The sequence below is a fragment of the Pseudomonas quebecensis genome, from assembly GCF_026410085.1.
GTDB lineage: Bacteria > Pseudomonadota > Gammaproteobacteria > Pseudomonadales > Pseudomonadaceae > Aquipseudomonas > Aquipseudomonas quebecensis.
On sequence record NZ_CP112866.1, the window covers coordinates 1,964,133 to 1,978,259 of the forward strand.

Below are 14,127 nucleotides of genomic sequence, written 5' to 3' on the forward strand. Positions count from 1 at the left end.
CATTCCCACGCGGGAGCGTGGGAACGATCTTGGACCGGGTGATCGTTCCCACGCTCTGCGTGGGAACGCCGCCTGGGACGCTCCGCGTCCCGCCAGGCGCTGCAAGTTTGGCTATTGCGCACAGTTGACGCGGAGCGTCACGGGCTGCATGCCCACGCGGGAGCGTGGGAACGATCTTGGACCGAGTTGATCGTCCCCACGCTCTGCGTGGGAACGCCGCCTGGGACGCTCCGCGTCCCGCCAGGTTCTGCAAGTTCTGGCTATTACGCACAGGTGACGCAGAGCGTCACGGGCTGCATGCCCACGCGGGAGCGTGGGAATGATTTTGAAAAGCACTGGCTTCGAAGCTGACGCCAGGATCTCCATTTATCTTGAGATTTTCACAAAGCCGGGCTTCAGGCCGAACACCTCCACCCCTTGCGCCGTCGACTGCCCGGTGGTCACCTTCACCCGCTCCACCGGTTTATCCATCGCCTCGCGGTACGCCACCGTCATGTCCGGCTCAATCGCCTGGCTGGGAATCACGATCGCCTGGGCATTGTTGTAAGTGACGATGGTCAGCCGCGCACTCATCCCCAACCGCACCCGCTGCAGCTGCTCTGGGGTGAGTTTGGGAATCGACAATGTCACCGCAAACTGCGCGCTGCCTTGACTGTCGCTGGCGATGGCCAAGCCGCTGACCACGCTGACGGAACCCTTCAGTCGTTCGCCATCAAAACCATCGCCCATGACCTCTACCGCCTGGCCCTGATGCAATTGGTTGATGTCCAGCTCCGAAACCTTGGCGACGATTTTCAGTCGCTCGATATTGGCCAGCCCAAACAACACCTGGCCCTGGCTGACCTTGCTGCCGGCCTGGATAGGCACGTTGTTAGTGGCGCCGCCCTGGGGGGAATTATTACCGGGCGCGGGCACCACGATGCCGGAAAACGGCGCCTTGACTTCCTGGCCTTCGAGCAACGTGCGCAGGGCCTCATATTTCACCGTGGCGTTGGTCAGCTCCATGTCGGCGATCTGGCGGTACTCGCCCTTGCCCTGATCAAGCGCCTGCTGCAGTTCACTGCGCGCGGTGGCGAGGTCCAACTGCTGCTGCTGGGCCTGTTGGCGCAGGTCGTCCAGCTCATTACGCGGGATGATGCCGCGCTTGAACAGGTTTTCGCTCTCGGTGAGTTTGCGCTGAGTGTTGCCGGCGCTCATCTCGGCGGTGCGCAGGCTGCGGCGCGCACGGCTGACCGCCGGGCTGCTGTCCCAGTCCTGCATTTCCTGGACGGTGCGCCGGGCCTTGAGTTGGGCGGAGAGGGCGTCGCGCAATTGCACTTCCAGGGTGGCCGGGTCCATGCGCAGCAGCACCTGGCCGGCCTCGACCCGCTGGCCTTGCTCGACCAGATTGGCCTGCACGTTGCCGTCGAAGGGCGCGGCGAGGATGAGCGTGGTATCGGGCTCGATCTTGCCCACCAGGCCGATCTGGTGCACCAGCGCATCCGGCTTGATCGGCAACCATTGTTCGGCGGTATCGGTGGGGGCGGACGCCGGGCTGCGCAGGGCCAGTCCCGCAGCGCCCAATAACAGGATCAGCAGCCCACCCAACAGGCGTTTTCGATTAGTAGTCATTGAGGGCGATTTCCCAACTTTCCAGCGTCATGCCCAGGGTCAGATCGAGCTGGGTCTGGGCGTTCAGATAAGCAATCAGCGCATTGAGCTGCGCGTTTTCGGCGTTGCGCAGGTCGGTCTCGAAGCTCAACACCTGGAAGTTGGTGGATCGGCCGGCGCTGAGTTTTTCCCGTTCGATCTCGATCTTGCGCCGCGACAACTCGACGGCGCGCTGGGCGATCTCATACTGGCGCCAGCGTGTGCCGAGGTCACGCACGACGTCATTGACGCTGCGCTCCAGTTCCTGGCGGGCGTCAGTGATGCGCACCTGCTGGTCCTCCACGTTCACCCGCGCACGCACCTCGGCCTGGCGCGTGCTGATATCACCGATGGGAATCTGCACCTGCACCCCGGCGTAGCTGTCCCAGGTGCGGTTGTTGCTGCTGCCGGCCTCGTTATTGTAGGTGTCGCGTATCTGGTTCGCGCCGGCGACCAGGTCCACTTGCCAGCGCCCGGAGTCCTTGGCGATCACCAGGTTGAGGTCGGCCTGCTGGCTGCCGAGCAGGGCGGCGAGGTATTCCGGTTGCTGGGTCTGCGCCAGGTTGAAGGCCTGGCGCTGGTCGATCTGCATCGGCCTGGCCTCCAGGGCTTCGGTGGCGCGAATCGGCGTGGACAGGTCCAGGGCCAGCAGGCGCAGCAGCGCCAGGCGGTTGGTGTCCAGTTGATTCTGCGCTTCTTCGACGCCCAATTGCTGGGTGGCGATATCGGCTTCGGTCTGCACGATTTCGAACTCGGCCATGCGCCCGGCGCTGATCAATGCCTTGTTCACTTCCAGCAATGTGCCGGAGCGCTTGAGGGCGTCCTGGACGATGCTCAGTTGCTCCTGGGCGCGCAGCAGTTCGCGGTAGGTGGCGATGATCTGGCTGATGGTCTGCGCCACGGTCGCCTTGAGGTTCAGGCGATTGGCCTGTTCCGACAGGCGCGACAGGCGCAGTGGTGCGGTGGTGGCATCCCAGCCGGCGCCGCGCATCAGCGGCTGGATGATCGCCAGGTCCAGGCCATCGCTGCGGTAGCGTCCGGCGCGGTCGGCGTTGTTCAGTTGCTGGGTCCAGGCCATGCTCAGGCGCGTGCCGTATTCGCCGAGCAGGCTGGTGGACGGCGCCACATTGGCGTTGCGCGCGTTATCCACCGATCCGCGGCTGCTGCGGTAATAACTGTTGAGGGTGAGCTTGGGGTTGAACACATCCTCGGCGACCCGCAGGTCGAACTTCTGCGCCACCCGCTGCAGGTACGCGCTGCGGATCGCCGGGTTGTTGCGCAGGCCCAGGTACACCGCGTCGCCCAGGGTCAGGCTGGTCACCTGTGCATTCAGCGATACCCCTCGGTCATAGCCGCTGCGGGTGGTGCTCGGCGCCGAGGGTTTGATGACCACATCCGCCGCCACGCCGGGCAGGCTCACCAAAGCGAGCCACAGCAGCCATTTACTCATCGCGCAGCGCCTCCACCGGTTGCAACCGCGAGGCCGAGACCGCCGGGTAGATGCCGAAGAACAAACCCACCAGCAAGGTGCTGCCCACCCCCAGCGGCAGGGCGGCGGCGGCCAGGGCGAAGGTCCAGCCTGAGAGCCAGGCGTAGAGCCACGCAGCCGTCATGCCGAGCACCGCGCCGCACAGGGCGCCGACGGCGGTGAGGGTGACCGCTTCAAGTAAAAACAGGTTGCGGATGTCTCGCTGCCGGGCGCCCAGCGCCATGCGAATGCCGATTTCGCGGCGCCGCTCCGAGACGTTCATCAGCATCACGTTCATCACCCCCACGCCACCCCCCACCAGAGAGATTGCGCCCAGGGCCAACAGCAGGTACGCGAACGTGCGGCTCTGGCGGGTCATGCCATCAATCATCTGCTGGGGTACCTGAATGTCGACATCATGGTCGACGAGCTGCGGTGTCAGGGCCGCTGCGGTATCGCGGGCGATGCGCTCCATGTCTTCGCCGGGCGCCGCGCGGATGATCACGTTGCCGACCTGCGGAGCAGCGTAGATGCGGCGCATGCCTTCGGCGGGCATGAACAGCGATTCGTTGGCCTGCACCGGCATCAGCATCGCGCGCGGTTGCCGGTGCAGCAGACCCACCACCAGGAACAGGTAATCGTTGATGCGCACGCGGTCGCCCAGTTGCAGCGGATCGCCCGGCGCACTGAGGGCCTGGGCGATGTCGGCGCCGATCACGGCATAGGTTTCGTTGATGTCGAACCCGGACAGAAAGCGCCCCTGCTGCAACGCCAGGCGCATGGCCTGCTCGATGCCTGGGGTGCTGCCGACCAGATTGGCGTTGACGCTGCGCCCGTGGAACACGATGGGGCCGCTGAACAGGCTGAGCGCGCCGATGTGGGCGATGCCCGGAACGGCCCGGCGCACGGCGTCCAGGTCCAGGCGCGTGCGCATCGGCACGTTGCTGGCGCCCTTGGGGGGGAACTGCGCCACCAGGGTGTCGGTGCCCATGTCCTTGAAGATCATCGCCGCATCTACCGAGGCGTTGTGGCCGATATTGATCAGCGCCACGACCGATGAACTGCCGATCACAATGCCCAGCAGGGCGAGGATCGAGCGCTTGCCCAGGGTGCGCAGGCTGACGAAGGCTTCATGCAACAGTTGGCTGAGGCTTTGCTCGACCCGCAGGCTCATGGGCGCGGGGCCTCGTGCACCACGCCGTTGCGCACCAGGATCCTGCGTTCCAGGCGTTCGGCGATGTGCGGGTCGTGGGTGACGATGATCAGCGTCACCTGTTGCTCGCGATTGAGCGCCAGCAGCAGGTCCATGATGTCCTGGGCGGTGCTGCTGTCGAGGTTGCCGGTGGGTTCGTCGGCGAGGATCACCGACGGGTTGCCGACCAACGCACGGGCGATGGCCACGCGTTGGCGCTGGCCGCCGGAGAGGTCGGCGGGACGATGATGGGCGCGTTCGCCCAGGCCCACCTGATCGAGCATGCGCAGCGCCTGTTCCACCGAGTCGTGGCGCGACACGCCGCGATAGCTCAGGGGCAGGGCGACGTTATCCAGCGCGCTGAGGCGCGGCAGCAGGTTGAAACTCTGGAACACGAAACCGATCTGGCGGTTGCGGATCGCGGCCAACTCGTCGGGGCTGGCGCTGAAAATATCGTGGCCGGCGAAGTGGTACTGGCCGCAGTTGGGCAGGTCCAGCAAGCCGAGAATATTGAGCAGGGTACTTTTGCCGGAGCCGGACGCGCCGAGAATGCCGCAGCTGTCGCCGCGATCGATGGACAGGCACACGTCGTTGAGAATCGACAGCGCCTGCCCGGCCAGTTGATAGCGTTTGCCGATGCCTTGCAGGGAAATCAACCCAGGGCGGGCGTGGATGTCGGTCATGGTCGCGGCGCCTTCAGTCTCGCCGCTGTCGTCATTCCCCTGGTAAAGCGTTGAAACACGTTCGGGAGCCAACGGTACGCGTCACGGACTGGTTTTATTTCTTGTTTTTAAAATATTGTTTGAATACTAACCGCGTTCCCTGCGCTTCGCCAGCCGCGATGGGAGAGCGTATTTACCCTTTGAAATGATTGTTTTCGCCGGCGTCCATGCGTGGGCAAAATACCGGTATCCAACGGCAAGCGGCCGTGCAGCAAGGCTTTGACCTCTATCGTGGTGCTTCACTACTTGCTTTCGCAGGGCTGCCCCGGTATAAAAAATCAAATTAATTTTTAAAACAATATTTCCGTGAGATCCCCATGGTCGCGAAGAAACTCAGCGCTCCAAACGTTACCAAGACTCGCTTGCTGGATGCGACAGAGGCTCTCTTCATCAAGTACGGATACGACGCGGTTTTGTTGCGGCAGATTACCGAGCGCGCCCAAGTCAACCTGGCGGCCGTGAACTACCACTTCGGGGACAAGGACTCCCTGATGAAGACCCTGCTGATGCAGCGCCTGGAGCCCCTCAACGAACAGCGCCTGGAACTGCTGGCGCGCTGCGAAGCCGAGTCCGACGGCCCGCTCGATTGCGACACGCTGCTGGGTGTGCTGTTCGCCCCGGCCATGGGCCTGGAGCGCAGCGACCCGGCAAGTGGGGAAGGGCGCTCATTTATTCGTTTCCTTGGGCGCGTCTACAGCGATACGTCGCCATTTATCCAGGAATACCTCAAGGTGCATTACCAACCGGTATTCCAGCGCTTCTTCGAAGCATTCGCCCTGGCCTTGCCGGATCTGCCGCGCAACGAACTGGGGGTGCGCCTGCAATTTGCCCTCAAGGCGATCTCCGGGGTGATGGCCGGCACCGAGCTGCGGCTGCTGATGAACTCCATGAGCCTCGGCCGCCCGGCGACGGATGCAGAAGTGATGGCCAAGCTGATTACGCTGGTCTCGGCCGCCATTCGCGTGCCGCAACAAAGCCCGGAGGCGCAAACCGCGCTGGCGAAGGTGCTGGATACCCAGCGAGCTATTCGTGAACAGGCGAGTACTCCAGCCTGAAGGCCTCGCGTTGATCATCCGGATTTCTCCAGGCAAAAAAAAGCCCGCTGGGGCGGCGGGCTTGATGTGCAACATTTGTAACGGATGAGGCTTCACAGTACGTTTGGGGATGTGAATAAAACGTGAAAAAAATGTAAGTGAAAGTGTGGAGAACGGGTTTTGACTTAATGGATTGCCGACCGTCTGTCGCCACTGTCAATTCTGACAGTTACCTGCTCCATCAGAATGAGAGTTTGATTCTCCTTGCACAACGCGCCGGTTCTGTGCGCGTCCCCAGCCAGGAGACTCACAATGTCCGACCATCCCCTCCCCGAGAGCGAATCAATCTCGGACGGTCCACGCGCAGCTGCGCTTCCAGCCCCCCATCAACCCAACGCGCTGGAACCAAACGAGCCGGCGCGCCCTGAACCGCGACGCCTTGAAGATCTGGATCACCCTTATTCGGCCTTCCCGTCGGTCGACCTGCGGTTCACCGCCTACCCTGAAAATGCGGAATACGGTTTGGGTAAGCGCCATGTGGATCCTTATGCGTTGTTCGCATTTGAAAACTGGCTGATTCAGAGCTTTGGCGACTACTTCGCGCTCTACCTTGAAGACCCGATATTTCCAGTCGCCGACGATATCGTGTGGGATCTGGACGGTCCCAGGCAGTACTTGGCGGTCCCCTACGAATATATTCCTGAAGGCGAGGTAACCAGTTATGGTCGGGTGAGTCGGGTAAGCAGTGGCAATGAAAGTACCTCGCCTGATCGAACACTTTTAATCAAGACCGACCGCCCTGGTGGGGTCGATAGAGATCCGGGCATTCCGTGGCATACCGGCCTGATCATGCGCGTCGAAGGATTTCCAGAAGGATCGAGCGTTGGCGCAGGCGATGTAGCGGGCGGCATTTGGTGCCTGATTAACCGGTACGAGCACATTCGCAAGAACGACGTCATTGAGCTGTCCTGGGATGGCGTGTTTGTTCTGCATACCGTGAGCCCGACTGAGGCGGACGGGTCAGGGCCGATTCGGGTCTTTGTGCCCAAATCGGTCATTGATCGGGGCGGACAACTGGGGACATTGACCCTTCGTTTTCGTGTGCGCGATGTGGTGGAAAATTTCTCCGGGGAAATATATCAGTACTCCAAATCCTATTTCCTGACGGCTGAATTGGACCCCAGTTTGCTGGAGGCTCCGGAGTTCCTGGTAGACAACATCCCGTTCCAGCAGATCGATTTCGATGTCGTATTTGACTCGGACTTTGATGTAATCGCCTACACCGATCGGCAGCGTCCTACCCCCAGCCCCTTGCATCAGATTATCGTAACCCTGATCGGTACACTGGCGGACGGTACCGAAGTAATTTTCCCCGACCTTGAGGCTGTCGAAGATCCCAATCGCGGCTCCACTTATATCCCCGTTGACCGGAGCATTATTGGCCAATTAGTCGGGGGCTCATTTCGGGTGTCGTTCCGGTGGCAAACCGCCGCCGGCGTGCCGCTTGGCCAATCCGGCAGCATTACCATCACCGTGGTCGGCACACCGGTCTTGATGCCGGCACCGGACGTCAGCCCTATTGAGCTGGGGTTGATTCCGGAAGGCGAAGACATCACGGTCACCATTCCGGCTTACGAGCCGCATGACCCCGGCTGGCTGGAAACGCTGTTCATCACCCACGTACCGACGGGGGGGGGTAGTGCCATTATCTACCGCCAGGAACAACTGGCGGGCGCTCAAGGGGGCAGCTACACAGTGCGCGCCGCCGACCTGGAACAGTTCAATGGGCTGGGTCACATTGATATCTATTACGAAACCAATGACGGTGCGGCCCATATCCTGGGCGGCAGTGCCTTGGCGACTCGGCGCTCCTTGAGGCTGGGAGCCCAGATCGGCGAGCGCATGGCCGACATGCCGGCGCCCCGCCTGCAAGGTGTTATGGGGAACAACGTAGACCCCGCGGACGTTCCAGGCAGCGATGTATTGGTCACTTTTACCTACCGTGGTACTCAGGCCGGCGACAAGCTCCATTGGTCTTGCATTGGCTCGGGCCTGGGCGGTTCCGCCAGTGGCACCCTCGACATCAATAGCGCCACGGCCGGCCGGGAACTGCCGTACCCGGTCACGCGTGACATTCTCGACAAAAACAATAACGGCAGCCTGCGCGTCTCCTACAGCCTGGAACGCACTGGCCCACCGCGGGTAGTTCTGCGTTCGGAGGCGTTGGCCGTTACCGTGGGCAAAGGGGTGGAGTTGGATCGGCCCATTATTGTGGGCGCCACGGTTTTTCCTGATGAACTTAACCCGTTGGCGGCCTTGAATGGCACTGAAGTGTTTGTGAAATTCCGGCCAATGCTGGCCACCGACCTCATCTACGTCGACTGGCTCAGCGCCGACGGTATCGGTAGCGTCACGGAACAGGAGCAAGGCAACCCGGTGAGCCATCAAGTTGCAGTGTTCATCGACAAACGCACCATCGCCAAAGGGATCCGCGAGCACGGCAACAGGATCTATGTGCAATATCGCTTCAATCGCGGCACGTTCCCGTACGCGTCCCAAATTGTTGCGTTGACACTGCTGCCCCTGCAAGGGTTGCCCACACCCTATATCCAGGGAGTAGGCGATGCAAAGGACCTGGTGCTCTCCCAACTCATCTCAGGAGCGAGAACTCTGACGTCGGTCTGGCATTTTATTGATCCAGACAGCCGTATCTGGATGGAATACGAGGGGACGCTGGCCGATGGCAACCGCTATCACGAAACAGTCTATAGTTCACACCGCCTGGGGGAAAGCGATGCACTCACCGGGCTGCAACCTCCGACGCCGGTTGAGGCGCTGCAACGACTCATGGACCATTCATCCCTGACCATTCAAGTATGGGTTGGATTCAGCCAAAGCCTGGATAAAGCATTGGCCGTCGCTTTTCCAACGCGGACCTACACAGTACGGCTAGATTACTTCAGAGACCTGACTAACTTTAACAACTTCAACTGGAACGGTTGGACGAACAGCATCAGCGGCAGGGGTGGACTTCAGATTGAAGGCGCGGAAAATGTGATTTGGCGTGCTACCAAGACCGGCATTGAGAACATACAGCCCGGCGTGCAGAAAACTTATATGAACTTGACCGCAAACACTCGCTACGAAGTTAGCTTCTATTGCAAGACCACCGGCACGACTGCTCTGGTAACCGCCAGTATCAACTTCAGCGGCACAACGGTTCCAATGACGGTTGCCCCTGACCTGAATTGGGCCAGGTTCACTCATACATTCACAACGCCCGCAACACCGCCAACGCAGAGCCACGTGGTGAACATAGCGTTCTCGACCAGTGGGGCGGGCGTATTTAGCATGGATGAAATTCTGGTGCGGGAGGTACACAGCGTGCAAACCACGCAAACTGCCAAGTAATAGGTGACTGAAGCAGGTTATATCTGTCTCGTCCTCATAATTGCCCGATGCGTTGCATCGGGCAATTATTTTTCAATACCTGTAACAGCCCGTGGTGATCATTCATCAACAGCGATTTATTCAGTCGTTCGCTTTATTGGTCAAACTCATTGGGCGCTGCCAATGGCGTGATGTCCGATACTGGTTGACCACTCCAGGTCTTCGGGGGGTATAACGCAGAAGAAAAATGCCCGTATCTAACGATACGGGTATTTTTCTGTTCTATTTTGTTGGCCTCGGATCAAAATGCTGGTTTCTCACATTCCCTCCCCATAACACATAGGTGCCATCGACACGTCTTGCAGCGAAGGAAGGGTCCGTGTGAGGAGGAATGGGAGGAGGAGGGGGCGGAAGGACCACATAGGGGAACCGTTTGATGGAATACAGTTCCGTTACCCCGTTGCGCAGGTGCTCCCGCAGTTCGGGAGGGATTTCGCCAGCATCTTCCATCGCCAGGGTCGCGCCCCACACTTCAACCGCACCGTCCGTGCCCCCTTGCGTGAGGATCACTCCGTATGCGCCATTTGTGCAGTAAACATCACGGATCAAACTGGCCATCAGCGTTTGTCGCAGCGCATCACTCATTCTGCCGCCGTGGGTGACCAAACCTGTCAACACGATGGCATTCGTCCTCCCATCGTCATAACGACTCAATAAAAAGAAGCTGACATCGTTAGCGTACAAGCTGAGGTTCCCGCCAACGATGATTGCCCTCGATGAAACATTGTTGCGGTGCCGTTTCGGCTGTTTTTTCTCGCCCCGGCGCAGAGGCTCGCCGGGTACAGCTTTAGCGTCTTTGAGCACCTGCCGGTAGGCGCGTTTTTGCGTGGCCGTCAGTTGCGCGCCACCATATTGAGGAGCGCCCCAGGCCTCCGCCTGACCACTGCGGTTTGCCATCAGGAATGCCCAGCGGGCCGCCCTGCATAAAACGATATTGCCTCGCACTGCGATTGCCTCGGCGCTCGGATTCATATCGCCGCCCTCTCCGGCTCTGCCCCAACTGACAGCTCTGCCACTGTCTCTGGTAATGGCGCAGAATGCTGCCGTCGCGGCAATCACTGATTGCACGCCACCGTCGTCAAGGATTCTCCGCAATTTATCCTCGGGAATAGTCCCACCCCCATTCGCCGCGCCCCATACGACGAAGTCGCCGTTGTCTGTTATTGCGCAGAAAGAAACGGCACTCGCAACAATCCGTGTGACAAACATCGAATCCAGTTGTGCCCGCGCGTCTTGTGGTATCGTCCCCCCGTTGTTCGGCTGCCCCCACGCATAAACCTTTCCATTTTGAGTGCGGACAGCAAATGCGTCATCCGCGGCATAGATGGCTTCAGGAGGATCGAACCACAATGCTCTTTGGATCTCTACAGGAACGGTCGAAACAGGATTGTTCACAGGACCAATGGCGCGAATGCTGTCTGCCCCTGGAGAGGGATTGTCATAAATGATAGCGAACGCACTTCGAGTACTGTACACCGACCTGATCCCCTGCAAAGGCGGTAAGTTGGCTGGAATAGTGCCACCCCAAACTAATAATTGATTGGTGGTGCCTACGTTAACCAATGCGCCGAAACTGAACTCCGCCGAAAATAATTTGATTGCCTTGTTGTTTTTTAGAAAATTTACTATTTCTGCAGGTACCGGCAGTCCCCAGCCGGTCTGCCCTTCCAGATGAACGTCCCCAGTCGAGGGTTCAAGCAGTGCAAAAACTCCACCTGTGGAAACGAATAACCTGTCTGAAGGTTCAGGGACGTGAAATGAAAAATTACCGCGCTGTTTGAGATAGCACCATTCATTTTCTTCGTCGGATATACCTTGAAAACCTGAGCGCACCAAGTATGTAGAAGAAAAGTATTCTGCTCCCTCTATACCGTTGGAATCGACTGGAATAACCGAGAATTGCAGATATTTGTTGGTGTCTGAAGACCTGAGTTTGAGGTCCGGCTGGCCCTCATCTTCAAGTCGATTGCCGTTCAGGTGCCAGTAAAAACGAGAGAGTCCTTCTGGACCGCCGCCATTATTGTCATATCGATAATCACCATGTACGGTCGCACCTACAAAAATATCGCCCAGCACTTGAACATCCGTAGCTATAGGCCCCAGCTTCTTTTTTGCTTCGTTATTTTTTTTGCTCATTTCTATTGCTCCGAGTAAAGCAACATGTTGAGGAAGAATGTAAAGCGGGCGTTAATTAAAAGGAGGATGGATTCAGTACCCTCCTCTTAAAATGCTCAGGTAGGCACAAACAGTTCATCGGTTACCCATCCACCGCCGCCCCAGACGACGTAGTTTCCGTCTTCACGCCGGGCTGCGAACGCCGATACTGATCGAGAGGCAGTGGGAGCAAAGGGAGGGAGGGTTTTCATCGTGTAAAGACTGCTTACGTCCCTTCTCAAATGATCCTCTAACGCGGTCGGAATCACTCCCGCATCTTGTTGAGCCGGTCCACCGCCAAATGCTGAGACAGCGCCTGGGGTGGTACCCTGAGTGCTAATTACCCCATAGGCGCCATTGGTACAATAAACTCCTGTTATAAGGCTGGCCATTAGCACTTGCCGGGTATTCGGCGGGATAGCTCCGCCCCCCGTAGCCTGACCCCAGGCAAATAAATCTTTGGTACGTCCATCCGGTTCCTTTGCAACCAGGAAAAAGCTGGAGTCGTTTGAATGAATGCTGATTACCCCATTGGGGGTTACTACTTCGCTCAGATTGCGACCCGGCAGTGTGTTCGGATCACACTCGCATTTATGCGGTACGGAACGCATACGCTGCTGATACCAGTCATCAATCTTCATGTCGTTGAAGAGCGCTGCAATGCTCTCCTTTGCACCGCTCTCCTCAAATAACTGTGCGGCGTCAACATCCTCCTCGTCTTTACCGTCAGTCAGCGACCCCCCCCCAGAGCCTGCAGCACCCCATGATTCCGACTGCCCTGAGCTATTGACCATGCAAAACGCCCATGCAGAACCTACGCACAGCATGATGTTACCGCGCGCGGCGAACTGTTTCGTGCTGTCGCCCATGGTGCCGCCATAGGGGGCGTACCCCCAGCTTACGGCCTTTTTCCTGCGTTTGGTTATGGCACAGAAGGCGTTACGATTGGCGACGACTTGATCAACCCCATCCTGATCAATGATGGTTTCCATCTCTGGGGCAAGGATATTGCCACCACCATTGGCATCGCCCCAAGTCACTACTAGTTTGATTTCTGGGTCACCGAAGCGTTCCGGCCCAATTGCACAGAATGCACTCGCAGTGCAAACGATTCGTTCAACCTTCATATACATCAGTTGATCCGCGATGTTCCCAGGGATAGTCCCTCCGGTCGTTGGATTTCCCCATGCATAGACGCGGCCTTCATGAGTTAACACAGCAAATGCATACTCCGTCGCATAAATCGCCATGGGGGGATCAAATAAAAGTGGTGACTGGATTGCGACGGGCACTACGCCTCCGAGGGTGGGACTACCGAAAGCGCCAATGGTGTTTTTTCCACGAGGCGGATTGTCGTATATGAAAGCAACGGCAGCACGATTGCTATAAACGTATTTAATGTTATTCAGGTCAAGAGTAGGAGGCACATTAAGCATGTTGTTGCCCCACAACAGCAAACGCTTAGTGCTGCCCAAAACCGGCACCAAGGCCCCAAAGTCTCGCTCGGTCGAAAACATACGAGTGGCGGGGTTGTTTCTAAGATACTGCTGTATTTCTGCGGGGGGCACGCCTGCAAAGTCAGCTCGTCCTCTTACATTGACACTTTGGCTGCTACCGTTGGTCAGCGAAAAGGCGACCGCATTGCCGACGAATACTCTGTCTTTCGGATCCGAACCATAAACGGAATAATGGCCCCGCTGCGACATAAAGCTATTGCGGTCTTCCTCTTCAGTAATATTCTGATATCCGTCAAAAACCTCAAGCGGCAGTGAGTAAGTTTCTATGCCCATGCTGCCGTCGGTTGAAACAGGAGTCACTGAAAACCTTATCTTTGCTCGGGCGTGCTCGTGGGTTATTTCATAGTCAAGACTGGGGGAAGGTAAAAACGATACGTCGTCTACATACCATCTATATATAGAATTTTCCTCAGGGCTTGTGCCGTCATAAAAATAACTTCCTCGAAGGAACGACCCAGGTACGGGGTCGCCAATAATCGTGACGTTAGTTACCACTGGTGTGGTTAATACTTGGCTCATGGTGCAATCCTCTCAAGGTTGACAGCCGGCGCTAAGCGATTCCAATTAGTCAAGGGAGTGTGATTTATTGATAGAGATAATTGATAAGGCGCGCCATGTTTATCCTATGGTTTGACCCGCTGCATGGGATCATTTGCGCAATTCTTGTTTGCGCATCAGTAGTAGGCAGCGCAGGAAAAACCTTGTCTACTGTCATTGTTAACAGGTATCGCGACCGTTCGTCCGCTGGATTGATTCGTTGATTTAAAATCGTTGAATTGACATTGAGGGCATGACGCGCCAACTGCAGCGTGAGGACACAGTACGAGTGTTTCGAGATGAAGGCACTATGCGGTCCGCTTATCATCGCCGTTTGTCGGCCCTGTCAGCGTTGAGCCACCAGCACGGTTATTCAGCAGCACTCGGGCCATAGGAGCCAGTTCGCCCCGGTACTGAGCGATAA

8 protein-coding genes are annotated in these 14,127 nt (G+C 58.1%); 2 read left to right on the forward strand and 6 right to left on the reverse strand.

Annotated elements, in window-relative coordinates:
• Nucleotides 1–366 precede the first annotated feature (366 nt).
• Genes OSC50_RS09250 through OSC50_RS09265 form a run of 4 tightly spaced genes read right to left on the reverse strand, consistent with a single transcriptional unit; the run spans nucleotide 367 to nucleotide 4,972 of the window.
• Nucleotides 367–1,611, reverse strand: a complete 1,245-nt coding sequence (locus OSC50_RS09250; RefSeq protein ID WP_266247730.1) for an efflux RND transporter periplasmic adaptor subunit — start codon at nucleotides 1,609–1,611, stop codon at nucleotides 367–369.
• Nucleotides 1,601–3,079 carry a TolC family protein gene (locus OSC50_RS09255; protein WP_266247732.1) on the reverse strand — a complete coding sequence of 493 codons (1,479 nt, stop codon included), beginning with the start codon at nucleotides 3,077–3,079 and terminating at the stop codon, nucleotides 1,601–1,603. The genes OSC50_RS09250 and OSC50_RS09255 overlap by 11 nt, the downstream gene beginning before the upstream one ends.
• A complete protein-coding gene (locus OSC50_RS09260) occupies nucleotides 3,072–4,271 on the reverse strand; it encodes an ABC transporter permease (protein ID WP_266247734.1) in 1,200 nt (399 codons plus the stop codon). The genes OSC50_RS09255 and OSC50_RS09260 overlap by 8 nt, the downstream gene beginning before the upstream one ends.
• A complete protein-coding gene (locus OSC50_RS09265) occupies nucleotides 4,268–4,972 on the reverse strand; it encodes an ABC transporter ATP-binding protein (RefSeq protein ID WP_181080916.1) in 705 nt (234 codons plus the stop codon). The genes OSC50_RS09260 and OSC50_RS09265 overlap by 4 nt, the downstream gene beginning before the upstream one ends.
• 356 nt (nucleotides 4,973–5,328) lie before the next feature.
• Between OSC50_RS09265 and OSC50_RS09270 the strand changes: the two genes are divergently transcribed.
• Together OSC50_RS09270 and OSC50_RS09275 are read left to right on the forward strand one after the other, a co-directional pair.
• A complete protein-coding gene (locus OSC50_RS09270; RefSeq protein WP_253508253.1) occupies nucleotides 5,329–6,066 on the forward strand; it encodes a TetR/AcrR family transcriptional regulator in 738 nt (245 codons plus the stop codon).
• 291 nt (nucleotides 6,067–6,357) lie between these two features.
• Entirely contained in the window at nucleotides 6,358–9,456 is a 3,099-nt protein-coding gene (locus tag OSC50_RS09275; protein ID WP_266247738.1) for a hypothetical protein, read from the forward strand.
• Nucleotides 9,457–9,717: 261 nt separating this feature from the next.
• On the opposite strand, the gene OSC50_RS09280 is transcribed toward OSC50_RS09275, so the two are convergent.
• Together OSC50_RS09280 and OSC50_RS09285 are read right to left on the reverse strand one after the other, a co-directional pair.
• Nucleotides 9,718–11,631 carry an RCC1 domain-containing protein gene (locus OSC50_RS09280; protein ID WP_253508249.1) on the reverse strand — a complete coding sequence of 638 codons (1,914 nt, stop codon included), beginning with the start codon at nucleotides 11,629–11,631 and terminating at the stop codon, nucleotides 9,718–9,720.
• 95 nt (nucleotides 11,632–11,726) lie between these two features.
• Nucleotides 11,727–13,685, reverse strand: a complete 1,959-nt coding sequence (locus OSC50_RS09285) for an RCC1 domain-containing protein (protein WP_253508247.1) — start codon at nucleotides 13,683–13,685, stop codon at nucleotides 11,727–11,729.
• Nucleotides 13,686–14,127: the final 442 nt, after the last annotated feature.